General features: G+C 43.0%; 25 protein-coding genes. 19 read left to right on the forward strand and 6 right to left on the reverse strand.

The genetic code is table 11. The features are described 5' to 3' along the window. Nucleotides 1-140: 140 nt before the first annotated feature. Entirely contained in the window at nucleotides 141-2,879 is a 2,739-nt protein-coding gene (locus AC5590_RS32770) for an NHLP bacteriocin export ABC transporter permease/ATPase subunit (protein WP_169267411.1), read from the reverse strand. 513 nt (nucleotides 2,880-3,392) lie between these two features. Between AC5590_RS32770 and AC5590_RS32775 the strand changes: the two genes are divergently transcribed. The 3 genes from AC5590_RS32775 (at nucleotide 3,393) to AC5590_RS32785 (ending at nucleotide 4,837) form a co-directional block, all read left to right on the forward strand. Continuing rightward, complete coding sequence (locus tag AC5590_RS32775) at nucleotides 3,393-3,662, forward strand: hypothetical protein (RefSeq protein ID WP_169267412.1); 270 nt, start codon at nucleotides 3,393-3,395, stop codon at nucleotides 3,660-3,662. Nucleotides 3,663-4,317: 655 nt separating this feature from the next. Next, nucleotides 4,318-4,629 (forward strand): type II toxin-antitoxin system Phd/YefM family antitoxin, encoded by a 312-nt coding sequence (locus AC5590_RS32780; RefSeq protein ID WP_169267413.1) that lies wholly within the window; start codon nucleotides 4,318-4,320, stop codon nucleotides 4,627-4,629. After that, a complete protein-coding gene (locus AC5590_RS32785; RefSeq protein ID WP_169267414.1) occupies nucleotides 4,595-4,837 on the forward strand; it encodes a type II toxin-antitoxin system YoeB family toxin in 243 nt (80 codons plus the stop codon). Before AC5590_RS32780 ends, AC5590_RS32785 begins: the two co-directional genes overlap by 35 nt. Before the next feature lie 28 nt (nucleotides 4,838-4,865). Here AC5590_RS32785 and AC5590_RS32790 read toward each other — a convergent pair whose 3' ends face one another. Both AC5590_RS32790 and AC5590_RS32795 read right to left on the reverse strand, forming a co-directional pair. Continuing rightward, nucleotides 4,866-7,085: an NHLP family bacteriocin export ABC transporter peptidase/permease/ATPase subunit gene (locus AC5590_RS32790; RefSeq protein WP_169267415.1), complete on the reverse strand. Its 2,220-nt coding sequence runs from the start codon at nucleotides 7,083-7,085 to the stop codon at nucleotides 4,866-4,868. A gap of 56 nt (nucleotides 7,086-7,141) precedes the next feature. After that, on the reverse strand, nucleotides 7,142-8,098 hold the full coding sequence (locus tag AC5590_RS32795) for a MauE/DoxX family redox-associated membrane protein (protein ID WP_169267416.1): 957 nt from the start codon (nucleotides 8,096-8,098) through the stop codon (nucleotides 7,142-7,144). Nucleotides 8,099-9,159: 1,061 nt separating this feature from the next. Between AC5590_RS32795 and AC5590_RS32800 the strand changes: the two genes are divergently transcribed. Together AC5590_RS32800 and AC5590_RS32805 are read left to right on the forward strand one after the other, a co-directional pair. After that, entirely contained in the window at nucleotides 9,160-10,830 is a 1,671-nt protein-coding gene (locus AC5590_RS32800) for a right-handed parallel beta-helix repeat-containing protein (protein ID WP_248277357.1), read from the forward strand. A gap of 10 nt (nucleotides 10,831-10,840) precedes the next feature. Continuing rightward, the gene (locus tag AC5590_RS32805; RefSeq protein WP_246162731.1) at nucleotides 10,841-10,987 is read left to right on the forward strand and encodes a choice-of-anchor Q domain-containing protein; all 147 of its coding nucleotides are present in this window, start codon (nucleotides 10,841-10,843) and stop codon (nucleotides 10,985-10,987) included. A 334-nt stretch (nucleotides 10,988-11,321) separates the two neighbouring features. Here AC5590_RS32805 and AC5590_RS32810 read toward each other — a convergent pair whose 3' ends face one another. After that, nucleotides 11,322-11,549 (reverse strand): hypothetical protein, encoded by a 228-nt coding sequence (locus AC5590_RS32810; RefSeq protein ID WP_169267417.1) that lies wholly within the window; start codon nucleotides 11,547-11,549, stop codon nucleotides 11,322-11,324. 322 nt (nucleotides 11,550-11,871) lie between these two features. Beyond that, complete coding sequence (locus tag AC5590_RS32815; protein WP_169267418.1) at nucleotides 11,872-12,363, reverse strand: orange carotenoid protein N-terminal domain-containing protein; 492 nt, start codon at nucleotides 12,361-12,363, stop codon at nucleotides 11,872-11,874. Between the two features lie 262 nt (nucleotides 12,364-12,625). Between AC5590_RS32815 and AC5590_RS32820 the strand changes: the two genes are divergently transcribed. After that, nucleotides 12,626-12,856: a hypothetical protein gene (locus tag AC5590_RS32820; RefSeq protein ID WP_169267419.1), complete on the forward strand. Its 231-nt coding sequence runs from the start codon at nucleotides 12,626-12,628 to the stop codon at nucleotides 12,854-12,856. Between the two features lie 179 nt (nucleotides 12,857-13,035). On the opposite strand, the gene AC5590_RS32825 is transcribed toward AC5590_RS32820, so the two are convergent. Then, the gene (locus AC5590_RS32825) at nucleotides 13,036-13,452 is read right to left on the reverse strand and encodes a DUF6335 family protein (protein WP_169267420.1); all 417 of its coding nucleotides are present in this window, start codon (nucleotides 13,450-13,452) and stop codon (nucleotides 13,036-13,038) included. Between the two features lie 759 nt (nucleotides 13,453-14,211). On the opposite strand from AC5590_RS32825, the gene AC5590_RS32830 reads away from it, so the two are divergent. From AC5590_RS32830 to AC5590_RS32890, 13 genes are all read left to right on the forward strand, one after another. Further along, nucleotides 14,212-15,303 carry a DJ-1/PfpI/YhbO family deglycase/protease gene (locus AC5590_RS32830; RefSeq protein WP_169267421.1) on the forward strand — a complete coding sequence of 364 codons (1,092 nt, stop codon included), beginning with the start codon at nucleotides 14,212-14,214 and terminating at the stop codon, nucleotides 15,301-15,303. 5 nt (nucleotides 15,304-15,308) lie between these two features. Next, nucleotides 15,309-15,434 (forward strand): hypothetical protein, encoded by a 126-nt coding sequence (locus tag AC5590_RS32835; protein ID WP_498824353.1) that lies wholly within the window; start codon nucleotides 15,309-15,311, stop codon nucleotides 15,432-15,434. Between the two features lie 210 nt (nucleotides 15,435-15,644). Further along, on the forward strand, nucleotides 15,645-16,349 hold the full coding sequence (locus AC5590_RS32840; RefSeq protein ID WP_169267422.1) for an SRPBCC family protein: 705 nt from the start codon (nucleotides 15,645-15,647) through the stop codon (nucleotides 16,347-16,349). Between the two features lie 103 nt (nucleotides 16,350-16,452). Beyond that, nucleotides 16,453-16,974, forward strand: coding sequence for a hypothetical protein (locus tag AC5590_RS32845; protein WP_169267423.1), 522 nt, complete (start codon nucleotides 16,453-16,455; stop codon nucleotides 16,972-16,974). A 76-nt stretch (nucleotides 16,975-17,050) separates the two neighbouring features. Further along, nucleotides 17,051-18,220, forward strand: coding sequence for a zinc-dependent alcohol dehydrogenase (locus AC5590_RS32850; RefSeq protein ID WP_169267424.1), 1,170 nt, complete (start codon nucleotides 17,051-17,053; stop codon nucleotides 18,218-18,220). 60 nt (nucleotides 18,221-18,280) lie between these two features. Continuing rightward, nucleotides 18,281-19,465 (forward strand): Gfo/Idh/MocA family protein, encoded by a 1,185-nt coding sequence (locus AC5590_RS32855; RefSeq protein WP_169267425.1) that lies wholly within the window; start codon nucleotides 18,281-18,283, stop codon nucleotides 19,463-19,465. A 112-nt stretch (nucleotides 19,466-19,577) separates the two neighbouring features. Then, nucleotides 19,578-19,919: a cupin domain-containing protein gene (locus tag AC5590_RS32860; RefSeq protein WP_169267426.1), complete on the forward strand. Its 342-nt coding sequence runs from the start codon at nucleotides 19,578-19,580 to the stop codon at nucleotides 19,917-19,919. A gap of 381 nt (nucleotides 19,920-20,300) precedes the next feature. Continuing rightward, nucleotides 20,301-21,929: a flavin monoamine oxidase family protein gene (locus tag AC5590_RS32865; RefSeq protein WP_169267427.1), complete on the forward strand. Its 1,629-nt coding sequence runs from the start codon at nucleotides 20,301-20,303 to the stop codon at nucleotides 21,927-21,929. Between the two features lie 129 nt (nucleotides 21,930-22,058). Beyond that, complete coding sequence (gene ccmP / locus AC5590_RS32870) at nucleotides 22,059-22,700, forward strand: beta-carboxysome protein CcmP (protein ID WP_169267428.1); 642 nt, start codon at nucleotides 22,059-22,061, stop codon at nucleotides 22,698-22,700. Between the two features lie 3 nt (nucleotides 22,701-22,703). Then, on the forward strand, nucleotides 22,704-23,390 hold the full coding sequence (locus tag AC5590_RS32875) for a pentapeptide repeat-containing protein (RefSeq protein ID WP_169267429.1): 687 nt from the start codon (nucleotides 22,704-22,706) through the stop codon (nucleotides 23,388-23,390). Nucleotides 23,391-23,488: 98 nt separating this feature from the next. Further along, a complete protein-coding gene (locus AC5590_RS32880) occupies nucleotides 23,489-23,830 on the forward strand; it encodes a LysR substrate-binding domain-containing protein (protein WP_256379407.1) in 342 nt (113 codons plus the stop codon). A gap of 172 nt (nucleotides 23,831-24,002) precedes the next feature. Beyond that, the gene (locus AC5590_RS32885; RefSeq protein WP_169267430.1) at nucleotides 24,003-24,443 is read left to right on the forward strand and encodes a hypothetical protein; all 441 of its coding nucleotides are present in this window, start codon (nucleotides 24,003-24,005) and stop codon (nucleotides 24,441-24,443) included. 51 nt (nucleotides 24,444-24,494) lie between these two features. Further along, on the forward strand, nucleotides 24,495-26,157 hold a 1,663-nt coding region (locus AC5590_RS32890), incomplete at its 3' end, for a tetratricopeptide repeat protein (protein WP_169267431.1).

Here is a 26,157-nt window from a genome sequence, read left to right on the forward strand (position 1 = left end):
GGTTCATTCCGCTGAGTCCTGAGCCTGCGGCACGGCAAAGCCGAACGGACACGCTTCGCGAACGCTCCACTTCGTTTCACTCGCAATGACAGGTAGTACCTTATCGAAAGGACAACTGGAAACAAAGCACAAAGCCTTCTTCATTCCATTTGTCTGGCGACCAGATCAGAAAACAGCCCCTCTTGTTCGGCTAATTCTTCAAATGTACCCACCTGTACGACGCGCCCTGCTTCCATCACATAAATTCGGTCAGCATTGCGAATTGTGCTGAGGCGGTGAGCAATCACTATCCGAGTTGCATTTAATTTATCTAAACTTTCAGTAACGATCGCTTGTGTGCGGTTATCCAAAGAACTAGTCGCCTCATCCATTAAAATAATTTTTGGCTTATTGACAAGTGCTCTAGCAATCAATAATCGCTGCCGTTGTCCTCCTGAAAGATTGGTACCACCTTCACTGATAACTGTGTGCATCCCCATCGGCATTTGCTCAATATCACCAGCAAACCCCGCCATCCGCGCGGCTTCCCAAGCTTCAGTGCGCGATATCAACGCAGAGGCAGATATGTTCTCAAAAATTGAGCCAGATCCAATTCGACCATTTTGCAGCACTACCCCGAACTGCCTTCGCACTGCCACAAGGTCTAATTCTGCCAAATCAAAACCATCGTAGTACACTTTTCCTGAGAATGGAGTTTCAAACCCCAACAACAACCTCAATATCGTTGACTTCCCACTTCCGGATGGTCCAACTATCGCGACAAATTCCCCTGGTTGTGCGTAAACACTGACATCATCAAGAATTGGCGAACCATCGTCACGATAACGAAAGCTAATATGGTCTAAAAGGACACGACCCGTTAAGCGTCCTGGATCAATTTTGTTAGAATCGTATTCCATCTCCTGCTGCAAAATCGGCTTTGCCCGCTCCCACAGTGGTACAATCGCCAAAATAGTAATCAGAGTATTGCTGAGGTTGCTGACTCCCCCGATAAAAATTCCCAACGCGGAATTAAACGCCAAAAATGTTCCTGTTGTGAACCCGCCGCTACCAGTTGCTTGAGCCTTTTGCAGAAACACCACCGCCAACCCAAACAACAGTGCCGAAGTAAGCAAAGATAGTACTTCGTTCAACACAGAAACACTGTCTTTAATTTGTTGCGATGTTGCTGTTAGTCTTGTTCTTTGGCTGTACTGATTTGCCCAAGCTGCAAACGCTCGTTCTTCTGCCTGCGCTACTCGCAACTTGGCGACTCCATTTATAAGTTGTATTGTTAACCCACTAATTTCACCATCCAATTCTTGCAGCCGTCGCGAAAAGCGAACTAATAGCAAGCCAGAGACAGCAGTGATTGCAGCTGTTAGCAAAGCTACGCCCACCCCAACTAAAGCGAGTTGCCAACTGTAAACAAACATTAGCACTGAATTCAGTAAAGCAAACAGTCCGCTTAACAGGGTGCGTTGCGTTGCTCCCGATAGTAGCCGACGAATTTGGTTTACTGATAAAGTCCGGTTTAGTAAGTCGCCAGAGGAATAAGAGCGGAAAAATGCTGGACTTAATCTCAGGAGTCGATCCCAAATTGCAGGCTGCAAACTACTATCAGCAGCGTTTTCCACTCGCAATGAAATAATCCCTTGGGACAAGCCAAAAGCTGATCTTCCAAAGGCGATCGCAAACAGTGCCAGTCCTATTTGCGATAATAAACTCTGATCGCTATCCGGAATTGCATTATCCACCAAAAGCGCTGTTGCTTGCGGCACAACCATCCCCAATAAGCTACCAATTATCCCAGTTACCAGAATTAAAATGATGTCTTTTTCATAACCCTTAATGCCAAACTGAAACAACGCAACTGCATTATTGATAACTTTGGGTAACGGTCGGTAAAACTGGTATACTTGCGGTGCTAGCCTTGCCGCTACTGCGTGATTGACAAATGTGCGAGTTTGTGCAACTGGATCAAAGAAAATATAATGTTTACCTGCTGGTAACAAAGCGATTGGACGTTGTTCTTCTTGGGTATAAGCTAAGAGTGGACCATACTCACTCAGCCACCAGTTATACTCTAGCACCACGCGACGAGTGCGAATTCGGGAGGAGCGAGCAATAGCCTCCACTGGATCTTTGACTCGGCTGATGTCCTCAGACTGCGCTGGAGGATTTATCGTTATCCCCATTGCTCGTCCTACAGCACCCGCCGCCACCAGCAGGGGTGTTCCTTGAAAAGATACAGCTTCTTGCTCCGGTTGCAACACAGAAGCTAACTTAGAGAGTGCCGAATTGACAACCTGACGGTTGAGTTGCTCTCGTTGTTGAAATTGGCGAAAGGCTGTCTGTGTTTCCTGTTGTTGCAGTGAATTTAAATAGTTGAAGAATTCAGAATGTAACTCAGTCAAAATGCTTGGCAGTGAAGCCGCATTTTCTGGTTTTATTAAGGATAAATAATGAGAAAAATTTCCTGCTGTGGGTTCGGTGCTGAATATTTCACTTAAGTGGTTTATCCAACCCTGTAAAAGGTCGATATGCGTAGCCTCAAGCCTCCGGCTTATCGCTCCTGTTTCACCCGCTACTGCACCTGATGCTACCAAATCTGCGATGGAAATTTGGGATAATTCTGTTGCCTCAATTGCTATTGCTACTAAACTCAAGGATTCACCGATTTTGGTTGCTGCACCAAACAACGCCTCACCTGCACTTACACTGAATAAATAACGGCGATGCTCGTTTGTAGCCGCCTCAGAAAGCCCAGAAGCCAAAGGCATCTCATCGGAGACTTTTGTGGCAAACAATGATACATGTCCACTCACGACAACCCAAACTTTTTCTGGGTCATCTAGCAGTAGTCGTTCATTTCCTTTAAGGCGGTACAGGACTTCCATATTTCTAAACTGTTATTGCGTAGCTCTGCTCAACAAGCGTTACGGTAGATCAACGGCGATCGCGCACCCGTGGTAGTACTTTTACATTGTTCCACCCACTGCGGACTATTCGCGCTAATAATAAATTTCTTTTTGCACAGATATTGGCAGTAATACAGTATAGTTATTATACAGCAAGTTGATAGCAACACATTTCCTCAACTTTTTCGCCTACCTATTAATGTGCCTTGATTTCCAGCAATGACAACATGGGTACAGTGCAAGAACCACACTTTAGATTGATTGTACAGCAAGGTTTTCAGGCTTTATTAGTACATACGCATGGATAAACTTCAGACTAAAAAAAAGCACATAATATCAGACTTTGGCATACAAGTAAATACACTTTAGTATAAATTTGACTAATAATAAATATTTCAATAAGTAGATACAAATCTAGTCACAACCCAAGTACTATAAAAGACATTCACTCAAGACCGAGTGAAAGCACACAAAAGACAAGGTAACAAAAAAATGAACGCACGTAACGAATTTGAAACCACTTTTGAGCTTGAAGAACTGTCTGATGCTGATTTAATGGCAATCAACGGTGGAGCAATTGGTGATGATGTTGGCGGTGTTCTTACAACCGCTGCCGCTGCTGTTGATGTTCTTGGTCAAGGCCTCCCTCGCCCTGTTAATAATCTTGTTACAGGTCTTGGTGTTTCAACTGCCGGACTTCCTCTTGTTGGTGGTTTAACAGGTCCTTTACTTTTTAGCCTGGGTACTTACCCTAGTCCCTAGTTTTACCTGTGGTATAGCTAGAATTTAATTTCACATCTACCCAAATCTGTATTAAATACAGAAAGTTCAACTAGTGCTGACAAACTTGTTTGTCCACTCAACAGGGCAGAGCGGTTTCATTCACTAAAAGACGCTGACTTATGGCCGTGTAGGGTAAGAGACGGAAATAAATTAGAATCTGATTAGACAATTATCATGGCGATGCACTTAAATTTCTGGTTAGTTTAAGTAGCAATTATTTTATTTCCGACATCTCAAATTTCTCGCTCATGATATTGGCAAAATCCCTACCCAGCACTTAGATACCTTGCACTGTTCCAAAGTGTCAATTGGCACTTGACACTAGCGAACTTTATAATAACTTTCTGACCAGCTAGCAGCTTATATTACTTTCCCCAGTAAGACTTGCTAGCTGGTTTTGGTTTGGGTTTATACTGTTGGCAAAAGCCTCGGTACTTTTTGGCATATTCATCTAATAGACATCTCCAGAAATTAATTGTGCGTTGTCTGCAACCCTTGTAGAGACGTTTCATGAAACGTCTCTACATTGTTTTTCACGCCTATGTCTAATGTTTTGCCTAATTGTAATATTAGAAATTGTCAGCAAGATGATTGACAATTTAGAATATATGTACAGAAGTTTGTACATAAATGGATGCTATCCTACAAAATCACATCCCCAACCGATGCCAGAAATGACTTTTTTAAGCTGTTAGACCTGGTAGTAGAAAATCATCAAGTGTATATCATCAATCGTCGTGATAGCGAAAACGTAGCCTTGATTGCTGAGTCAGATTTAGTGAGTTTGGTTGAAACGGTTTATCTTTTGCGATCGCCTGCAAATGCACGTCACCTACTGGATGCAATAGAAGAGTCAAAAACAGGAAAGATTCAACCTCAAACTATGGCAGAACTTCAGCAGGAGTTGGGGATTGAACAAGAAGAAGAAAAAGAAAGCTTCAGCTGAGGAAATTAAGCCAGTTGTTGTGAATCGCACTCCTGGTTTTAGTTCTAAATTCAAAGAAGATTTGGCTTGGTGGTTCAAGCAAGATTTTGACAAAGCGTCGAAAATCTTGGATTTGGTGACGGGTGTGATGCAAAATCCCTTTGAGGGTATCGGTAAACCAGAACCACTAAAGTATATTTCATATATAGCAGTCCGTGCAGGATTGTAACCATCCTCTCTTCAACGCAGCAATTTAATCATTCTTCAGTACGCAGCAAGCTAGCATATTTCCCCCCTGAGTCCCATAACTCCTCATGCGTACCCCGCTGCACCACCTTTCCCTGCTCCAATACAATAATTTCATCACAATCGCGAATCGTGCTGAGTCTGTGCGCTATCACAATACAAGAACAACCACGTCGCCGCAAATTCCTATCAATAATCAATTCTGTTTGAGCATCCAGCGCCGAAGTCGCTTCATCCATAACCAATACCGCTGGATTGCGAACCAATGCACGAGCAATTTCTAAACGCTGGCGCTGTCCACCACTGATGTTCATTCCTCCTTCAATCAGCTTTGCATCATATCCCCCAGGCATAGATTCAATCAAATCGTGAATGACTGCATCAGAGCAAGCCCGCACCAAATCTGTTTGTGAGACTGTTGAATCCCATAAGGTAAGATTTTCCTGAACCGTCCCACCAAACAGAAAAATATCTTGTTCTACCATTGCCAAAGAATTCGCCAAAACAGAGCGAGGAATCTGAGTTCTCGGTACGCCATCAAAGCAAATTCCCCCGGACCAAGGTTCGTATAAACCGCAAACTAGCTTAGCAATTGTAGACTTACCAGAACCACTCCCTCCCACGATCGCCACTCGTTGTCCCGGCTTCAGAGTTAGGCTAAAGTTCTCAATCAAAGGGTTGTCTACACGGCTATAGCCAAAGGTAATATCTTGTAACTCAACATAACCCTGCAACCGAAAGGATATTGGTAATTGGTAATTCTCCCCTGCTTCCCCTGCTTCCTGCTGGGGTGCTCCCCGTAAGGCTTCTGCATCGACCGAATTTTGTAGTACATCATCAAGGCGGTTTAAGTCAGCCTCTAAATCTTGCAACATACTGCCAAAATTAATCAAACTGTTAATTGGCCCTAGAAAGCTGGCTGTTAAACTTTGGTAAGCAACTAACATCCCAATACTCAGGTTACCGTTCATCACTCGATAACCGCCGAGAAATAATATAGAAGTGGTTGTCAGCGCCGTCAAAAGTGTTGGTAATACTGTCAGAATTTGAGTTTGTAAAGCTAATTGCTGCTGAGCGTTGAGGGCTTTGGCATAGTTCCCCGCGAATTTAGCAAACGAGTCAGACTCAAGCCCGGAAGCTTTGATTGTTTCTATGGTTTGAATACCGGCGATCGCCACCCCGTTGACCTTACCATATTCCTGTGCCAGCTTCATATTGGCATCTACTCTTGTTCGCGATAAAAACTGTAGAGCAAAAAAGTTTATCGCGGCAAAACCAAGAGCAACACTCGTCAGTACCCAATCGTACTGGAGCATAATCAGAAAGTAAAACACCATCATCACCGTGTCAATGATTGTGGTGGCAAGGGTTCCTGAAAGGAGATTAGCAACTTTGTCATTCAGTTGCACACGAGAGCTAATTTCACCTGCAAAGCGTTGAGCATAAAACCCAACTGGTAAGCGTAGAATATGCCAGAGAAACTGCCCCGACGTTGTCACCGACAACTTAAGCATCAACCGCCGCAAAGAAGTCAGCCGCAGCCAAGCAAGAAACCCCTGGAGTACAGCGGTGAGAACCATTCCTAACATCAGCGGTCGTATCCAGTCAGAGCGCTCAGTGACGAGAATTTCATCAACAAACACCTGAGTAAAAGCTGGCACAGCTAATCTGGGAAAAGTCAGTAATAGTCCTGCCAATAGGCAAAATATAATGGTGTTCTGCGAATTTTGCAAGCGTGAGGCTAAAGCAGAAACAACATTATTTTTTTTACCTCCTCTTTGAAAGTCTGATCCTGGTTGCATAGCCAGGACGATCCCAGTGTAGGCGCGGCTAAACTCTTCTAGGGAAGCTGTTCGGCGTCCTGCGGCGGGATCGTTGAGGTAAACGCGGTTTTTCGCGAACCCTTCCACCACAAGAAAATGGTTGAAATTCCAAAAGACTATGTAGGGGGGAGGAAGGGTTTTGAGGTTTTCTAAAGACGGTTTGAAACCTTTGGCATTTAAGCCATAGTTCCTCGCTGCTTTGATGACATTAAAGGCGTTGCTACCATCTCGCGAGACGCCACACTCACGCCGTAATTCTGCCAAAGGGACAATGCGCGAGTAATAACCTAGAATAATTCCCAAAGCAGCAGCACCGCATTCCGTTGCTTCGATTTGCAGTAGCGTGGGGGTACGGACGCGATTCGTTTGAGGTCGAGGTAGGAGACTTTTAATGAAGGCAAAGGACATAAGATAATTTTGCCCTAGTTAGCCAGTTAGCTGCAAGTTCATCAAAATTAGCTTTCTCACGACTTGGCAACTTCAGCAACAGATAAATTTGGTTTGATGCGTTGAACAAAGGCTAGTGGCATCACCCCCAACCATTTTTCCCGAATTATGCCGTTCTCCAGCAATACGCCAGTTGGAAAGGCTTCAGCGAAGCGACTCATGACGAACGGGTTCATCGCCACTACCGGAAAGTTGATATTATAAAGTTGAACAAATTCTTGAATTTCTTCCGGTGTTCGGGCAACTCCTGCCACTACATCTGGTAGATCAGGTCTTTTGTGAACTATTTTTAGCACTTTGATCCAGCTTTGGCACATTTGACAACCCGGCATTAAAAACACAACTAGTTTGTCACCTGTTGTTAAGCTATCGGCGTATTCTTCTATCCATTTGGGTTGCCAAAGGCGATCAACTTTAAGGAGAGATAAGTCTAATAAAGGTTTTTCTTTCTTCCACAAATACAAATACGAAACACCAGTCCCGAGACAACTGATTGCTAAAGAAATGAGTAATGCGCTCACTTGCTGGGAAACTGTTAAAATATCGGCGACGGGATAAAACCAAGCCAACCCAATCAAAGCAGTGTAGAGGATGTTGAGGAGTAAACTTTGGTTGGGACTAATATTAATCAGACCGTTATAGCAACCACAATCATTTGTGCGTTTGGTCGAAGTACTCCAGTAAGTTAAAGCCGATAGGATCAATAACAGAACAATTGTACCGGGAAAAAGCCACTGGGGAAACAGCTGTAAAATCAACGCTATCCCAAGGACACACTCTAGAATTGTGAAGGCGATCGCAACAGCTAGATTCACCTTTTGGGAAAACAACTGCAATTTAGTGATGTGGATAATAAACGTCTGAGGTGCGAGTGCTTTGACAATACCTGTCACCAGAAATACACTGCCAACCACTAAAGTACTGATGAGAGAAATTGAATACATACTGAAGAGCGATCGCCACTTAATAGTCATAGCTAATTAAAGCACAAAAGGCTACTACAGTGAACAGTAAACAGTGAGTCCAGTGCTGCAGAGAGAAGTGCCTTGCGCGGGTTCCCCGCGTTGTGGCAACTTCGGAGAGGGTTTCCCGACAGAGGCGACTGGCGAACCCGAAGGGCGTGAAAAAGGTGTTTTTTTCATCTTTTGCTGGCTGCGAAGCCGCAAGTCTTAGGCTCAGATCTTGCACGTACCCATCTTCATAAAGTGTAAATTGACCAGTATCAGGTGAAATACTAGGACTTACGCACCGTAACGCAATTCTGTGAAGCTCGTCGGGGGAATCCTCTCCTGACGACAAACTTCACATCCGCAGCGAGTGCAGCGATCCCGCAATCTGCCGCAATCTCAAAACTTGATTTTATTTTACAGTGTGTAAGTTCTGAATATGTAGCCGGACTTGGATGTAAACGTGTAAAAATTCGGCTACCTATGTCTTTAATCGCTGCCTAATTCATCCCGCAAAAAAAGCAAGCCCAAAATTTAGATGTTGGACTTTAGATTAATTTCTATATAAACGCCAAGCTGTTTACATACAAAGAGTTTTGGACAAATAGCTCAAATTTTCGCGGTTTGTTGGAAGCGAACCTCAAAAACCCTACATAGACTAGGATTGGTGAGAATTTATCAAATTATTAGTCTAAAGTCCAGTTAGATGCAGTTGGCAGAAAAATCACTTAAGTGCTTGACCGTTGCATAAGTCCTGATATAATGTACAAAGGAAAAAAATTCATCCCAACTTCAAGGGTGCTTAGGCCAAATCTCTCAATAAATTCACCAAACAATGGCTAAGCCCGAAATGAGTGAAGCATTTACCCAATTCTTGTTGCATAATTACCTAACTTTGAAAAAGCTTCAAAAACAGAAGCCTTATTTCTGTTGTTGAAGATTTGGGTTGAACGTGCGTTGCTCCAGTGAGCACGTAATTTTTGCGAGCTTTTAGGGCTTAAGTCAATTGCTCTAAAATTCAGGGTTCTGCCTTTCTTCGGGTCATCTGCAGTTAAGACGTTAACGAAGAACTTGATGGAGGCAAAATAATGAACAATACAGATTCTCAATCTCAGGCGCTTCAAAGCAATGTCTCGGGTCAACAAATTCCCGATGTCATCCCTAATCCCAGCAATAGTCAAAATTCCACTCTTAATGTGAATGGAGAAGGTACTGGAATTTGCAAAGGTGTACAAGATACCATCGATTCTTGGACTAACAACGGCTCTGGTGGGAATGGTACTCAGATTAATGGCAATAATGCAAGCAGTACTCTGCCTGGTCTCTCTAGTTATGATCCAAGCCTCGTCAACAATGGCAACAACAATCTTTCTGGTGGTAGCAATGGAGATCCTCTGACTGGAGGACAAGACACCCTCGTCGGTGACTCTAATCCAGACCAGCTCACTCAGGACTTTAACAATTCTAGTGGCACATCTCCATCCCCTAATTCTGCAACGACACCTGCATCCCCCTCTTCTTCAACGCCAACAGCAAATAACTCTGGTATGTACTACGTTTCACCGGATGGTAATGATAGCAATCCAGGTACAAGTGATAAACCTTGGAAAACTGTTAATTATGCGGTCGGGGAGAACTCTGTTGTCAAGGCTGGTGACACTATTCTGGTTCAACCAGGTACATACAATGAGCAAATTACCCTTGGTAAATCTGGTAACAGTGAGTCTGGTAATATCACACTTAAAGCCAATGGTAATGTCACAATAAATGACCCTGATCCTAATAATGGAGCCTTCGGAGAAGGACTTATTCAGTCAGCTGGCAAAGGCTACTGGACCATTGATGGCTTCAATATTCAGAATAGTGCCTGGGGTGGAATCGCTTTACGTGATGCCAACAATATGACTGTTCAAAACAACCATACCTACAATTCTGGCTCTTCAGGCATCATCGTCATGCCTGACCAGTACTTCCAGGGTGGAGAAGCTGAGGTTACTAGTAAAAATATCAAGGTGCTCAACAACATTGTCGAAAAAAGCAATGAGAAATGGCCAGGTGGCACAGGCGACAATTCTGTATCTGACCCAACTGGTACACAAGAGTCCCTGAGCATTTGGGGTGTCGATGGGTTTGAGGTGGCTAATAATACCGTTAAAGATGGCAAACGCGAAGGTATTGACGTCAAAACAGGTTCTCGCAATGGCTCTGTTCATGACAACAATATAAGTGGTCAAGCCTCGCTTTCTGGCACATATGGAGGCTATCAAGGAGGCCCTGCTCTTTACATAGAGGGTAATCGTTCTGCTTCATTTAACATCGATGTCTACAAGAATGTAGTCACTGGAAACATTGCTGATGGAATTGTTGTTGCAGATGAAGTGCCTGAACAAGGGGATGTCTCTAACATCCGAGTTTACGACAATATTGTTTCTGGAAATGGAAAAGAAGGTATGAATCCTGGTAACGGCATTGCCGTGACTAGTAACGTTCGTAACGTTGAAATTTTCAACAATACCGTTGATAATAATGTCCAAGCCCTTAACATTGATGGCAGCGGTTATGTCAGTGGCGGCTATAAACCAACCGACATTGTGGTACGCAACAATAAGTTTACTAATAGTAGCTACCGGAATGGGTTGATTGAAGATGCAGGCAATGTGACTTTGGATAGTAACTCGTTCTCAAACAAGTTTGACAAGCTGTATGAAGGTGGAACTGGAATTGACAACATGAAGGAGACCAACAACATCAAGGTTTAGTCAGTAGGATTTGTCAACCCAAGTAGGCAATGACTTTCACCTCGCATCTGGATCGTCAGCAATTGGTCAGTATGATCAACATGACTTGGATAGTGTACAACGACCTCAAGGTGCTGGCACTGATATGGGTGCTTATGAGTATGGAAGTCATGCTTAAAAATACGGCTGTGTGAAAGGTTCGAGCAAAAGTTAGGGATGAGGCAACATATTGTCTGTGGGTAAGCTGGATACTAACAAAGACGGTGGTTGTGATCCACACATACACTGACACTCATCCTTAAAACATTGCTAACAAGAGGAGTGATTTTACAAAGTTGATTCAGCTTTAGTGAAATCACTCTCTTTAACCAAAGTTTTTCATAGCAAGGAGCGATGGCGCAGAGCACACCGTTTTTTGAACGGTGCGCTCCTTTTCTCTGTTAATCTGGATTCATCTGCGTATATCTGCTGTTCTAAGTAGCCCTCAAATTCAGATTTTTGTCAAAAATATATTAAAATTCTCGACCACACATAGAATCAACAACTGTAAGTGGTTTGTTTTTATTCTGTTCACGACAAAGTAAAGTTTGAGCTAGACGTTGCTGATAGTAGTATTGATGAGCAGTCCAGCCCACAGGCGTACCAGCAATTGTACCAATTATTAAACCAGTAAGTAGGCTCTGAATAAGGTGCTTTCTTTTGATAGTATTTTGTCTAACAGATATCTCTTCTTTAAACATAAAAATTCTTCCTTATATTCCTTCCAAAAACTACACAATCAATATAGCTAAAAGCTAATTTGCTTTACAATTATTCTACTTTTTAACTTACACTTATCTATATATTTAATACTTAATCACAAACTTTCATCTGAAAGTGCAATTTACCTGTGACAATACTATTTTTAATAGTATCTGAAGACAGCCGAGAAAAATGCAAATATCCAATTAGTAAACATAGATAAACACAGATGTAAATAATACAATCTATTAACTCTGTGCTCATCTATGATTTTTTGTCTGCTACTTAGCAAAAATTATGTCATCTGATATTTTCAGAATTTTAGATTTGTGCACCTGGTTTGGCTTCAGCACCCATTGGTGAAACGTAATCGCGGAAAAGAGTGATTTGCTGCTCATAATCTACTTGGATAATTTTGCTGAGCAGTTGTTGAGCTTCCTCGGAAAGCTTATAGTCTGGAGGCATAGGAATGATAATAATTTGATCCATACCTTGGGATAAGCGATACCAAAACAGTAGTTTGGTTGTATCGCTTAAGGAGCCGTACATCCGGGTATAATCAGTATCTGCTTTGTTAATCAAATCACGCTGAAATTGCAACTGTTCTTCGTGGGAGAATTCTTTAACTTGATTGAACAAACCGTCAGCAATTTCTGGAGAAACAGTACTTGCTCCAGGCGCAGCAGGTGTGATAGAACCACCCATTTCTTTGTAAACGAACCAAAATAAAGCTAGTTGTTCATCTACGTCCAACCCTTGCCAAGCTGTAACATATTCACGAATAGTTGGATCACCCGTTTGAGTAGATGTCATAAAAAACTCCGATTGCCATAAATTACCAACACTATCAAGGGTATCAAACGTCTATTGAGTATTTAACCCCACTCAAGGCAGATGTATCGAAATCAAACAGAAGAATAAGAAAACAAACAATAGAGTGGGATTTTAGAAAAATTCTACATTTTTTATGATGATTTTTCAGAAGACACCCAAAAATGAAAACATAAAACATCCATCAAAAGGCTTGTTTATTCTAGAATCCGAGTTGTTGACGGAATTTTCAGCAGGTTAAAATATGGAAGACATTTCTAAAGACAAAATAGCAATTATTATATGCTCTGTCAGTGGTATTGAAGAAGCGATCGCCCTTCTTTGCCTAGAGGGGTTTTTCCAAAACCCCTCTCCCCAAATCGGAGATTTAGGGCAAGCAAACGGAGTTTGGTTGGGGCATAGGGCGCACGCCTTGGGCGCACGCCCACAAATTTACCAAATAAGGAGCATTACTTGTTGTAAATTAACTATTTAATGATCCAATTGAGCACGTAGTCAATTCAGTTCAACGTTACAGTGGTAAAGCAATACCCTATGCTGGAGATGTTTCACAAGAATTCCACGCTCAAAACTGCGTGCAAAGAGCAATTAATGTTTAGCAAAGGAGAAAGGGAAGGAAGCCCTGACTCCCTGACTCTCTCATCCCTTTGTTATTCAGTCTCTTCTGTCTTGATAATCTTGCGATGACTTTGGATCTAATTCCCAACGGTTATCATCACGCTGATCTAAAATTTCTGTTGTGCGTAAAAAGGCTTTGTCGTCCATTTCCATTCCAACAGCAGCACCGAGTTCATCTACAATATCTTGATCAGGAGTAGGAGCGGTACCACCTACAGCTTCATCACCTTCATCTGCTGCTGTTTCCCAAGCTGCATCCACATCCCCTGCTGTTAGTTCTGGATTGGCATCAGAATTTCTTTTGATTTGGGTCCGCAGTTTATGATCGCCAATATTATACCCCGGTTCTGTCTTAACACCAGTGCCGTAAGATTCGCTAATTTCTTCTGGCAAATCATTTGTTTCAAGTTCGTTATAACTATTTTGCCTTGCTAAATCTTCTTTTTCTGCCATAATCCTAGTCCTTGCTGCATCCTCAAGATAACGCTTTATCTTCAAAGGGTAGTCTTCCTAAAGAAGTATGACTTTTGAAATAAAACAATCTCTTCCTTAAGAATGAAGAGAAGGAACTTATTGATGCATAGTCTTATATGTATCAATTCACGTTATAGCCACTTCATGGAGAGTTATGAGTTTAAAGAGGTGAAAATTAGAAATTATTTTTTCTGATAATTCTTACCTACTTACAACTCATAACTATTTTTTTTGACATTTTGTGAAGAGTGCTAGTTCAAAAGCAACATCTGTATCTCACTTAAAAAATAAAAAATATATCCCTAAAGAACGACGAAGAAAAGTTTTTAAGATGTCATAAAATAAGTAAGTACATGAATTCATGGTCGAGTGATAAGGTAGTTAGGAACTATGACTTTAAGCTTTGAGCATATTGAACTCAAAATCATAGCTCCTGACTGTTTTCTAAAATCACAAATAAATTGAGAAATTTATTGAGTGATTCTACATGTAGAGTTGCTATTTTTTGTGTGTTTCGAGATATTGTAACATCTGCTAAATTTGAATAATTTCAAGCTAATTTCTCAGATAATTACGTCTAACTCTTCCCAGTATCACCAACGAGTGAAGTCACTGCATCAAAGAGTGCAAGTCATTAAGTCCTAAATCCTGACTGACGGATTACAACTCACAAAAAAAGTTAAGGAATGATACTTGAAGCACTGAATGTTCATTTAGTCGAGGAATTAAGGAAAATCAATGGTCAACTATACTACTGGAAAGAAAAAAGTTGCTATCCTCATCGAAAATGATGTAGAAGACGCAGAATTTCAAGTGCCTTACAATGCATTAAAGCAAGCGGGAATGGAAGTCGTTGTTCTTGGTTCTCGTATAAACGAAACTTATAAAGGGAAACAAGGCAAAGTTTCTAAGCAAGCCGATGGGACTACAACTGAAGCAATAGCTTCTGAATTTGATGCTGTAGTCATTCCCGGTGGTGTGGCTCCCGACAAAATGCGGATCAACCCCAATACAGTCAGATTTGTGCAAGAAGCAATGCAGCAAGGAAAATTGGTAGCTGCAGTTTGCCACGGACCACAACTTCTAATTGAAGGCGACTTGCTCAAAGGAAAACAAGCCACTGGTTTCTTAGCAATTCGCAAAGACATAATTAATGCTGGTGCTAACTATGTAGATGAGCCTTTAGTAGTTGACGGAAATTTGATTACTTCACGTCAACCCGGAGATTTACCAATTTTCACCACAGCTTTATTGAGTCGTTTGGGTTATGGTGGTAAAGAAGCCGCTTTACCAGATGAGAGAGATCCAAAAGCCGAATGGTGGAAATTGGCTAATGCTTGGGGTGGTTCTACCAAGGGTGAGGTTGTTAAGGCTTTGAATACAGCTCTTTCTGGTGAACGTTATTCCCAGGAAGCGTTGGAGAAGTACTCTGAGAAAGAATCTGATCAACAAATAAAATCTCTGTTTCAGGAGATGATTAGCAATAAACAGCGCCACATCGAATTTTTGGAAGCGCGTCTAAATCAACTAGGCGAAAAACCTTCAATAGCCGCAAATATTGCGAACCAGTACGCAAAGGTCAAAACCGCTCTTACAGGAAGTGACGATATTTACCAGTTGCGTTCTGCCTTGGGCGATGTGCAAACGGGTATTGGCGATATTGGCAACTTGATACCAGCAACAACCGACCCGGTATCAACTGCAATGTTCACACAAATTCACAAAGACCTGTTGACACACGAGCAGCGACTCGTAGATCTGTATCGCACTCGGGTGGGTGCAGACGTTAAGCCTGCTAAACCGACTACAGGGGCTGCTGTGTCAATGTAAGGTATTTGTGGAACGAACCACGTGGGCGTAAAGAAGCAAAAGAATATCAGGAAAAGACTTTGCGAGGGGCAGTCGCCACCCTTTGGCAAGCCCCTGCGGGCGTCTACAAGTCGGCAGACCCCTATGGCTAACGCCACGCCTTACGGCTATCGGGGAAGACCTGAGCCCTATGGCTAACGCCACGGCTTCGCCTATCGGGCACGGCTTGAGGTCGAACGGTCTGGCTGCGCTAACGCCAGATCGATGCCTACGGAGGGAAACCCTCCTGCAACACTGGTCTCACCGCCCACTGTCCTCGCCTTGGTGGTTCGTTTTTTAAGAGTAGAGGGAGAGCGAAGAACATGGCATCAATATCGGAAAATAAATCGAGTCAAGCTCAGACAGAAGCCAGTGAAACTGAGCGTTGGGCTTCGTTAATTGGCGGTGGTGCAATGGTGTTAATGGGCTTAAGCCAACGCTCCCTCAGAGGGGTGTTGACGGCTTTGGCAGGTGGCGGACTAATTTATCAGGGTGCAACTAAACAAAGCACAATTAAGCAAGCACAGCAAGCAATCACCGGTAGCGTCACTCAAGTGATAAAAGTAGAAAGAACGGTAACGATTGATAAGCCAGCAGACGAGCTTTACCACTTTTGGCATAACTTTGAGAATCTGCCCAATTTTATGAAGCATCTCAAGTCTGTGAAGGTGTACGATAATAAGCGTTCTCACTGGATCGCAACTGCGCCTTTAGATGCAAGTGTGGAATGGGATGCAGATATTATTGAAGACCGGGAAAACGAATTTATCTCTTGGGCTTCAGTGCAAGGTGCAGATATTGACAACTCTGGTTTTGTCCGCTTCAAAAAAGCGCCTGGTAACCGTGGAACTGAGGTTAAAGTCGTTGTTGAATATAACCCCCCTGGTGGTGCTTTAGCATCTGCTTTTGCCAAACTCTTTGGTGAAGAACCAGAACAGCAAATCGGTGATGATTTGCGCCGCTTTAAGATGTTAATGGAAGCAGGCGAAGTTGCCACTACTGATGGACAAGCAACAGGCGAGAAATGAAGTTGTTAGTTAAATAATTTTGACTAACGACGAATGACTTTGAATGCATAAATTTATGCGAAAAGCTTCAGGTACTGCAAATTAAAAACAACAGAGGATTTTTATGGCTCGCTTACGTAAGATTTTGACAGTTTTTCTAGTTGGATTAACATTTTTTGTCACCCAAGCTTTTGGCTATGGCGCATTACAAGCCCAAGCTAATGAAACGGTAATCAGTCCAGAAGGTGTTTATTACAAAGGAACACCTGAAGGCGCTGGCAGAATAAATCACAACGATAACAACGTAGTTGACCAAGCAAAACAGAACTTAAAAGAAACTGCTGATAATGTGCGCGAAAAAGTCAACAAAGTGGGTGATGCCGTAAAAACTCCAGAAGCTACTCATTACAACGCAACACCCGATGAGGACAATTTCAGCAAAGGCAATAAGCTATCTCAAAATAGCGGTCAAAACCCCCTAAAAGAAATTGCTGATAATGTCCGTGAAAAACTCAATCTTGATGAAGAAACTCCTCGCGCTACAAAAGAATTTTTGAGGTCAACTGAAAGAAAAGTTGAAAATACTGTTGAACCAGTAACTGGAACACGAGAAGGATACTATCAAGAGCCTGCCAGAGTGAGATAAGTAGAGTTTATGGTGTAGGGTACGGTAAGTCCCTACACCATAATGACGAATGAGTAATCATTAAGGACTAAAGACTATGAAAGCAGTTTGCTGGCATGGTGCCAACGATGTGCGAGTCGAAACGGTACCAGACCCCAAAATCATTAACCCACGAGATGCTATTGTCAAAATTACCTCCACGGCAATTTGCGGCTCTGATTTGCATCTTTACAACGGCTACATCCCCACAATGGAAAAGGGGGATATCCTCGGTCATGAATTCATGGGGGAAGTCGTTGAAGTTGGTAGTGCAGTAAAAAATATTAAAGTGGGCGATCGCGTTGTCGTTCCCTTCACAATAGCCTGTGGTAACTGCTATTTTTGCAAACATGATTACTGGTCGCTGTGTGACAACTCTAACCCCAACGCTTGGATAGCTGAAAAGTTGATGGGTTATTCACCATCAGGTCTATTTGGTTACTCCCATATGTTGGGTGGTTACGCTGGCGGTCAAGCAGAATACGCCAGAGTTCCCTTTGCCGATGTAGGCTTGTTCAAAATACCTGATGGTTTAACGGATGAACAGGTACTATTTTTGACAGATATTTTTCCGACTGGTTACATGGCAGCGGAAAACTGCAACATCCAACCTGGTGATGTCGTTGCTATCTGGGGTTGTGGACCAGTTGGGCAGTTCGCCATCAGGAGTGCTTATTTGCTGGGTGCAGAGCGTGTGATCGCCATTGACCGTGTCCCCGAACGCCTGCAAATGGCGAAAGAATACGGCAAAGCAGAAGTTCTTAACTATGAAGAAGTGGATGTTGGCGAAGCCCTTAAAGAAATGACAGGCGGTCGTGGTCCTGATGCTGTGATGGATGCAGTAGGAATGGAAGCGCACGGCACAGACTTTATGGCGTTATACGACAAAGCAAAGCAAGCAGTGCGTCTAGAAACAGACAGACCTACAGCCTTGCGCCAAGTGCTTGTTTCTTGTCGTAAAGGCGGTCATGTATCAATTCCGGGTGTTTACGGAGGCTTTGTGGACAAAGTGCCGATGGGTGCTGTTGTGAACAAAGGTTTGACCATCAAGACGGGACAAACTCACGTCCATAAGTATTTACGTCCTTTACTTGAGCACATCCAGAATGGGGAGATTGACCCATCATTTATTATTACCCATACCTTACCTCTGGAACAAGCGCCCCACGGTTACGAAATTTTCAAGGATAAAAAAGACAACTGCATCAAAGTTGTATTGAAACCATAATGGCATTGGTCATTTGTCCTTTGCTGCAAATGACCAATGATTAACGACTAATAACTAACTATGTTTGACTCTGTAAAAAAAGAACTATCTCGGCGTGCTCTTTTATATAAGGCAGGTTTTGGGTTCATGGGACTGAGTGTTGTTGGGGCAGTCGGAAACATTATCAAACCCGCGCCTACCCTAGCCCAAGCAGCACCAGCACCATCCAATGAACCATCTTTACCTCCAGAAAAAAAGCTCGGATGGGCAATTGTTGGTTTGGGTGAGTTTGCCACCAAACAGATAATGCCTTCGTTTGCGGAGTGTAAGAAGTCGAAGTTGGTGGCGTTGGTGAGTGGCGATCGCGCCAAAGCCGAGAAGTATGCCCAGCAATACAGCGTCAATCCTAAAAATATTTACAATTACCAGAACTATGACTCTATCCGCAATAACCCAGAAGTAGATATTATTTATATCATTCTACCTAACGCGTTACATGCGGAATACAGTATTCGTGGAGTGCAAGCAGGCAAACACATTATGTGTGAAAAGCCGATGGCGATTACTGTAGCTGAATGCCAAGCAATGATTGAAGCGGCAAAAAAAGCAAACCGCAAATTGATGATTGCTTACCGCGCCCAATACGAACCATACAACCTCGCCACCATTCAACTTGCTCAAAGTGGCAAACTTGGTAAGCTCAAGTTAATCACCTCAGATCACGGACGAAATCTTAACCCCAAAGAACCTCAAGATAGGTGGCGCGCGCAAAAAAAATTAGCTGGCGGCGGTTCCCTTTACGACATCGGTATCTACAGCTTACAAGCAGCACGGTACATCACAGGCGAGGAACCCGTAGCAATTAGTGCCATGATATACAGCACCCCTAACGACCCCCGCTTTCGGGAAGTCGAGGAAAATGTCAACTTCGTGCTACGTTTTCCTAGCGGCGTTCTTGCTAACTGCAGCTCCAGCTACGGCTACTCCAATACCAAACGCATACAAGTTTTCGGGTCTGACGCCGTCTTGGAATTAGATCCAGCCACAGACTACTACAAACATCGCTTGATTCTAAAAAGCAAAAACGGTAACCAAGAGCAAAAAATTGAAGACAAGAATCAGTTCGCCCTAGAGATAGATCACTTATCCGAGTCCATCATACAAAACAAACAACCCAAAACACCGGGCGAAGAAGGCTTGCAAGACGTTAAACTTATGCAGCTTATTTACGAAGCCGCCCGCACAGGCAAAACCATCAAAGTTTAGCACTCACTCTCCTCTTCCTTTTCTTCCTTAGCGTCCTTAGCGCCCTACCCTGCGGGAAGCCGCTCCGCGTCTACGCGGTTCATTTTTCATAAACCCAATTAAGGAAACAAATATGTCTGACACAAGCGTTAAAAAAGTAGACTCCGCCCATTCTCCCAAAGGTCAACAAGGTCAAAAATATCTCGCCTCTGGTAAATCTGTATCAATGCGTCTTTGGGAAAACGAACAACCTGATGAATCCAAAGAACCCGCAACACGGGAATATGAAACTGTTGGTTATGTCATCAGTGGTCGTGCCGAGTTGCATATTGAAGGTCAAGTTGTTTCATTGGAGCCTGGAAATTCCTGGGTAGTGCCAAAAGGAGCATCCCACACTTACAAAATTCTAGAATCATTTACCGCTGTTGAAGCAACCAGTCCACCTGCTGAAGTTCACGGTCGAGACGAGAATTAATTCATACTTAGTCAATCTTGACAAAATTATCTCTTAGTTATATGTGACCAGAAGCTAAACTTCTGGTTTTTTTCTTGATTTTGTCATCATAAATAGATCTTCAGATATCCCTAGGGCTAATATTGACACTCCGATTTTGGTCGTTTCAATTGTCACTGGAAAAATTTGCACCCAATCTACTGACATGTACGCTTTGTACGTGTCAGTTTTCTTTTTCAGGTTTAGAGGAATGGCTCTAGCTAAACCAGCTGCAGAGAACACAGAAAGGAGCTAGTATTTTTGCGTTTACCAAAAGGAACAGTGTTACACTCATGAGGGCAGCTAATCAGCTAGCTGATGTGATTTGTCTTGGAATAACAATAAACAATAAAGGCAAATGCAATGACGAGATCGGCGTTGATGGCATTATTACGGCGAGCTTACAAAATCACTCAGGTGTCTCTAGAAACAGGAATTCCTACAGACGAAATAGTTGAGATTTTCCACCAAAAAACCACTCGTCGTCGCTTAATATATGGAGGTTTGGGATTAGCAAGTGCCATCAGTGCAGTGACGTGGGATGATGGAGGTGACTCGGTTGCATATGCCACAATTCCTAAAGTCTTGGTAGTAGGTGCTGGAATTGCTGGACTCGTCGCTGCTTATCGCCTTTCTCAAGCAGGGGTTCCTGTAGATATTGTTGAGGCAAGAAATCGTATTGGCGGTCGAATATATACGCTACAAAATGCTTTAGGGACTTCTATACCTGTAGACTTAGGTGGAGAATTTATTGACACAAACCATACTAGCTTACGCTCTTTAGCGCAGGAATTAGGTTTGCAAATAGCAGATTTGTCTGCTGCTGATAAGGACTTGATACAAGGAACATTGTATTTTCAGGGGCGTAAGATATCAGAAAAAGAAATCTTACAGTGGTTCACTCCATTGGTGCAGAAGATCAAGCGAGATTTAGCCGCTATCGGCAAGATACCTGTCACTTATCGTACACACAATCAGGTTGCTAGTAAGTTAGATAATACCTCTATCACTCAGTACTTAGAGGAAGCACAAGTTCACCCGCTTCTGAGTCAGAGAATACAAGTTGCTTACACTGGTTTATACGGTCGAGAAGCTAGAGAGCAGTCTAGTTTGAATATGCTGCTTTTTATTGGCACAGATCCGAAGAGCTTTCAGATTAGTGCTGAAAGTGATGAACGTTATCAGATTGTTGGTGGAAATGACCAGATCCCTCGTTTGTTAGCACGAATTTTAACCAATTCTATCGAAACAGGGACGGAATTAGAAGCGATCGCAACTCGAAGCGATGGTAGTTACCGAGTCAGTTTACGTTCTGGTAACCGCTCTTTTGAACGAACATATGAGCGAGTTTTGCTGGCGTTACCTTTTAGTACTTTGCGTCAAGTCTCGTTAAATGTAGATTTGCCAGCAGTAAAAAAGAAGGCGATCGCGCAATTAGGTTATGGTAACAATGCCAAGTTAATTACCGCTTATCAAGAACGCATCTGGCGCACACGCTATAACTCAACTGCATTTGTCTCTAGTGATCTTGACTTTCAAAGCATCTGGGAAGCTTCTCGCTATCAACCAGGTTCAAATGGTCTACTCACCAATTTTACTGGCGGTCAAAGCAGTTTACTTCTTGGGCAAGGTTCCGCTGAATTCCAAGGTCAAAAACTGCTCACACAACTAGAAAAGATATTCCCAGGAATTCCTAGTGTCCGCAAGGGTGAAGCTATTCGTGCGTATTGGCCCACAGAACCTTATACAAGAGCCTCCTATGCCTGCTATCTTGTTGGACAGTGGACAACAATTGCAGGAGCTGAACAAGAAAATGTAGGTAATCTATTTTTTGCTGGCGAACATTGCTCGCAAAAATTCCAAGGTTATATGGAAGGTGGTTGTAGAACAGGTGAAATGGCTGCTGTCCAAATTCTACGTTCTTTGGGTTTGAAAAAGAGCGCGGCTCAACAACAAGCGCGAATGACCAGAACTAGGGGTGTAGCGGTGTAGGGGAAAAGGATACTGAAAAACAAACTTCGTAACCCAGCAATTCTAGTACCCACCCTATGGTAGTTTAAGGTTGGTTGCACTTAACATATTGCAACAGATAACCTTTCCCCTTATGACTGGAGCACAACCTTGGGAATAGAACTACGCAGTTTCGTATTTCTCGACAGCCTGCAACCTCAACATGCAGCATATATGGGAACAGTAGCTCAAGGTTTCTTGCCATTACCAGGAGATTCATCGCTATGGATTGAAATCTCTCCTGGTATCGAAATTAATCGGATTACTGATGTAGCATTGAAAGCAGCTTCTGTCCGTCCAGGAGCACTTGTGGTCGAACGATTGTATGGTCTATTAGAAATTCATTCTAGCTCCCAAGGGGAAACGCGAGCTGCTGGTCAAGCCATTTTGGCGACACTGGGAGTCAAAAAACACGAATGTCTCAAACCGCGTGTTGTTTCTAACCAGATTATTCGTAACATTGATGCTTACCAAGCACAGCTTCTCAATCGCACGAACCGGGGACAAATGCTGCTAGCAGGGGAAACGCTGTATGTATTAGAAGTTGAGCCTGCTGCTTATGCTGCACTGGCTGCAAATGAAGCAGAGAAAGCGGCGGCGATTAATATACTAGCAGTTCAACCTGTAGGGAGCTTTGGACGGCTTTACTTGGGTGGACAAGAACGAGATATTCTTGCAGGTGCTCAAGGAGCATTAACGGCGATTGAAAATGTAACTGGTCGAGTAAATCCTTTGAGTGGGCGTCAGGAGTAGAAAATGGCAAATCTTCAGCATCTAGCTTTATTAGAAATAGGTGCGCTGGCATGGAATGAGTGGAGAAGGAAAAATCCCCAAATTGAACCAGATCTTAGAGATGCTGAACTCAATGGCGCTAACCTCTACACAGCCAACCTCATCAAAGCTAATTTAAGCGCTGCTAACTTCAGTGTTGCTAACTTAAGCGCTGCTACACTGACACAAGCTGATTTAAGTCATGCCAATCTGATTGGAGCTGATTTGACTGAGGCGAATCTCAAAGGCGCTTTCCTGTGTGAGGCTAACTTGATTGGGACTGAGTTGAAAGGCGCTAACTTGAGAGATGCCGATTTGGGTCATGCAAAGCTAATTCGTGCTAACCTCTGTTTTGCAAACTTAATCGCAGCGAACTTAATTGCGGCTGACTTAAGTAAGGCAAACCTGTACGAAGCAGAAGTGATTGGCGCTTACCTTTACAAAGCTGACTTGTACAAAGCTAATCTCAGGCAAGCTCACCTGAGTGGTGCATACTTGTTACGAGCTAATTTGAGTGAAGCTGATTTGAGTAAAGCTGACTTGAGATGGACTAACCTCCAAGGAGCGAACTTAGCAGGAGCTAATCTTAGAGGAGCTAAGCTTGAGGGAGCGAAACTCAGGGGAGCCAACGTTAGTGGTGTGGATTTTCAGGACACAATAATACCTGAGTAATACATGTGTTGTCCTAGTGCGTTCGCAAGCGACCTAGTAAACCCAATCACGCCAGTTGATGGCGACAGTCGCACCTGCAGCATCGCTGTGTCAACTTTATCTATCCACAGACTAGGCGAGAATCTAACTGGAAGTTTGAACAAGATGGAAAATTGATTGACCTTTGCGTTGACAGTTATCTGCGATTCGATAATTCAGAAGTCATTTTAGAGGCGGTGATTCAAGGAGCCGGTGTGGTTCAATTTCCCAAATTTATTGCAGCCAAAGCGATCGCACGTGGAGACCTCGAACCGATTCTCCAATCCTACACGACCCAACTTGGATTACCGATCGCAGTGTTGTATCCGCAAAAACGTTATCTCTCGGCTAAAGTTCGCGTCTTTGTTGAGTTTATGACAGAATTGACGGCTGCGTTAAAGCGAGTTGATGTTGTAGATTGAAAGCTTGTCAAAAATAACCCGCTTTTTCTGTGTTTTCCATCAAAATGCCCTTATGTTGACTGGCGCATCAAGATCTGAAACTTAAACTATAAGTTTTTATTTCGATTGCGGAATTGACAACAAAAATTATGTGGTAAGAAATAAATAGGATGCCGTGCTTACGAGGTAGCATATGGAGCCATTAACTGCTGGTGCGATCGCTATTGGGACTTTGATTGCGACTAAGGCTGTGGAAAAAACGGGTGAAAAGGTAGGGGAAACTATATGGAATAAAGCTGGTCAATTTCTCGTCACCCTTGAAAAACACTCTCCCCATACAGTAGTTGGTATTGAGAAAGCACCTTCTCAACCAATCGATTATGGCAAAGCTGTACTAGAAGTAGAATCTGCGGCTAAGGCTAATCCTGAAGTGGCTCAAGCTGCACAGGAATTGGCAACAGCAGCAGAAACTAATCCACCATCAAACTTGGCTGAAATTTTGAGACAGATAAAAGCATCTGTAGAAAAATCTCAACAATCATACCCTTCAACATTTATCCAAAACATCGAAAAAGCTATTAATGCAGCTCAAAACCAAACCATTGATCAAAGAGGTAGTACTTTTAATATTTGACTGCAGTCGTCCGAATGGGAACGGACAAAGTTAAATCCCCCAAATAATGTTGTGTTACAAGGTTCTGCCAATTTTGTAGGCAGACAGCATGAACTTTGCCTACTACGAGAAAAGTTGCAGCAACCAAGCGTAGTGACAATTTCTGCTGTTTCTGGTATGGGTGGTGTTGGCAAAACCGAACTCGCAACCCAATATGTACGACAACATGAAGCGGATTACCCTGGTGGAATTTGCTGGTTAAATGCCAGAGAATCAGATTTAGCAGCAGAGATTTTGCAGTTTGCCCTGTTCAACATGAATTTGGAAGTACCGCAGGAGTTGGGGGGACGAAAACTTAATCCTGAACAACAAGTAGAGTGGTTCTGGCAGAACTGGCGACCGACCGAAGGTCTAGTGTTGATTGTACTGGATGATGTCACTTCTTGGAAAAGTTGTCGCAAGCTACTGCCAAAATCTAACCGCTTCCGAATTTTGATGACAACGCGCCTGCGACGGATAGACACCAACTTTGTGGAAATATCGCTAGATGTGCTCTCAGCAGAGGATGCTTTAATATTTTTAACAAAGGTGTTGGGCGAACAAGACCAACGAGTAAAACAAGAATCAAGAGTAGCAGAAAGTTTGTGTGCGTGGCTGGGTTATTTACCTCTGGGTTTGGAGTTAGTGGGGCGGTATTTGGTAGAAGATCCCGATTTATCTCTAGCAGAAATGTTACACCACTTGAAGGCTCAACAATTGCGAGATGAAGCAATTAACCCAGAAGAGGAGCAATTGCAAGATACAGAAATGACAGCCAAGCGTGGGGTAAAAGCAGCATTTGAATTAAGCTGGCGAGAACTCAATCAAAAAACACAATATGTCGGTGAATTATTAAGCTTATTTGCACCAGATGTCATACTTTGGGAATGGGTGGAGTTCACGAGTAAGTCTCTTAATTGGGTAGAAGCAGATGTGAAGGAGGCGAAAAAGCAACTTTACAAGCTTCATTTGATTCAACGGCTAGCAGAACGAGATAGTGGTTACAAAATTCATCCCTTAATTCGGGAGTTTTTAAAAGTCAAACAAGCAGCATCTAAACAAGCCGATGAATTGAAACGCGCTTTTGCAGAAATTTTTATCGCGATTGCTCAAAAAATCCCCGATTTGCCAATCCGTCGTGATATTGAATCAGTCAAAGATGCTATTCCACATTTAACGGAAGTGGCACAAAATCTGACTGATGCAGTCAGTGATGAAAATTTAATTTGGGCTTTTGTTGGCTTGGGTAGATTTTATTCGGGACAGGGATTGTATGCACTTGCTCAACCTTGGGGTGAGCAATGTGTATTAGTAGTAAGATGCAGTTTAGAAAAAAAACATCCCTACTATGCCATTTGCCTGAACAACTTAGGAAATATCTACTACTTCCAAAAGCGCTATCAAGATGCTGAACCATTGTATGAGGAAGCCCTAGCTATAACAGCAGAGGTGCTAGGAGAAGAACATCCCGACCTTGCCACTTACTTGAACAACTTAGGAAATCTCTACACCGCCCAAGAGCGCTATCAAGATGCTGAACAACGCTATATGCTTGCCGTAGAACTAACAAGAAAGATACAAGGAGAAGAACATCCCGACCTTGCCACTTACTTGAACAACTTAGGCAAGGTTTACTTCTTACAAAAGCGCTATCAAGATGCTGAACCATTGTATGAGGAAGCCCTAGCTATAACAG

This window comes from Brasilonema octagenarum UFV-OR1 (assembly GCF_963888615.1).
In the GTDB taxonomy this organism is placed as follows: domain Bacteria; phylum Cyanobacteriota; class Cyanobacteriia; order Cyanobacteriales; family Nostocaceae; genus Brasilonema; species Brasilonema sennae.

What these genes read in the sequence shown, in the direction of transcription:
- AC5590_RS32770 (WP_169267411.1), bottom strand. Translation starts at nt 2,879, where the DNA reads ATGGAAGTCCTGTACCGCCTTAAAGGAAATGAACGACTACTGCTAGAT.
- AC5590_RS32775 (WP_169267412.1), top strand. Translation starts at nt 3,393, where the DNA reads ATGAACGCACGTAACGAATTTGAAACCACTTTTGAGCTTGAAGAACTG.
- AC5590_RS32780 (WP_169267413.1), top strand. Translation starts at nt 4,318, where the DNA reads ATGCTATCCTACAAAATCACATCCCCAACCGATGCCAGAAATGACTTT.
- AC5590_RS32790 (WP_169267415.1), bottom strand. Translation starts at nt 7,085, where the DNA reads ATGTCCTTTGCCTTCATTAAAAGTCTCCTACCTCGACCTCAAACGAAT.
- AC5590_RS32795 (WP_169267416.1), bottom strand. Translation starts at nt 8,098, where the DNA reads ATGACTATTAAGTGGCGATCGCTCTTCAGTATGTATTCAATTTCTCTC.
- AC5590_RS32800 (WP_248277357.1), top strand. Translation starts at nt 9,160, where the DNA reads ATGAACAATACAGATTCTCAATCTCAGGCGCTTCAAAGCAATGTCTCG.
- AC5590_RS32810 (WP_169267417.1), bottom strand. Translation starts at nt 11,549, where the DNA reads ATGTTTAAAGAAGAGATATCTGTTAGACAAAATACTATCAAAAGAAAG.
- AC5590_RS32815 (WP_169267418.1), bottom strand. Translation starts at nt 12,363, where the DNA reads ATGACATCTACTCAAACGGGTGATCCAACTATTCGTGAATATGTTACA.
- AC5590_RS32820 (WP_169267419.1), top strand. Translation starts at nt 12,626, where the DNA reads ATGGAAGACATTTCTAAAGACAAAATAGCAATTATTATATGCTCTGTC.
- AC5590_RS32825 (WP_169267420.1), bottom strand. Translation starts at nt 13,452, where the DNA reads ATGGCAGAAAAAGAAGATTTAGCAAGGCAAAATAGTTATAACGAACTT.
- AC5590_RS32830 (WP_169267421.1), top strand. Translation starts at nt 14,212, where the DNA reads ATGGTCAACTATACTACTGGAAAGAAAAAAGTTGCTATCCTCATCGAA.
- AC5590_RS32840 (WP_169267422.1), top strand. Translation starts at nt 15,645, where the DNA reads ATGGCATCAATATCGGAAAATAAATCGAGTCAAGCTCAGACAGAAGCC.
- AC5590_RS32845 (WP_169267423.1), top strand. Translation starts at nt 16,453, where the DNA reads ATGGCTCGCTTACGTAAGATTTTGACAGTTTTTCTAGTTGGATTAACA.
- AC5590_RS32850 (WP_169267424.1), top strand. Translation starts at nt 17,051, where the DNA reads ATGAAAGCAGTTTGCTGGCATGGTGCCAACGATGTGCGAGTCGAAACG.
- AC5590_RS32855 (WP_169267425.1), top strand. Translation starts at nt 18,281, where the DNA reads ATGTTTGACTCTGTAAAAAAAGAACTATCTCGGCGTGCTCTTTTATAT.
- AC5590_RS32860 (WP_169267426.1), top strand. Translation starts at nt 19,578, where the DNA reads ATGTCTGACACAAGCGTTAAAAAAGTAGACTCCGCCCATTCTCCCAAA.
- AC5590_RS32865 (WP_169267427.1), top strand. Translation starts at nt 20,301, where the DNA reads ATGACGAGATCGGCGTTGATGGCATTATTACGGCGAGCTTACAAAATC.
- AC5590_RS32875 (WP_169267429.1), top strand. Translation starts at nt 22,704, where the DNA reads ATGGCAAATCTTCAGCATCTAGCTTTATTAGAAATAGGTGCGCTGGCA.
- AC5590_RS32885 (WP_169267430.1), top strand. Translation starts at nt 24,003, where the DNA reads ATGGAGCCATTAACTGCTGGTGCGATCGCTATTGGGACTTTGATTGCG.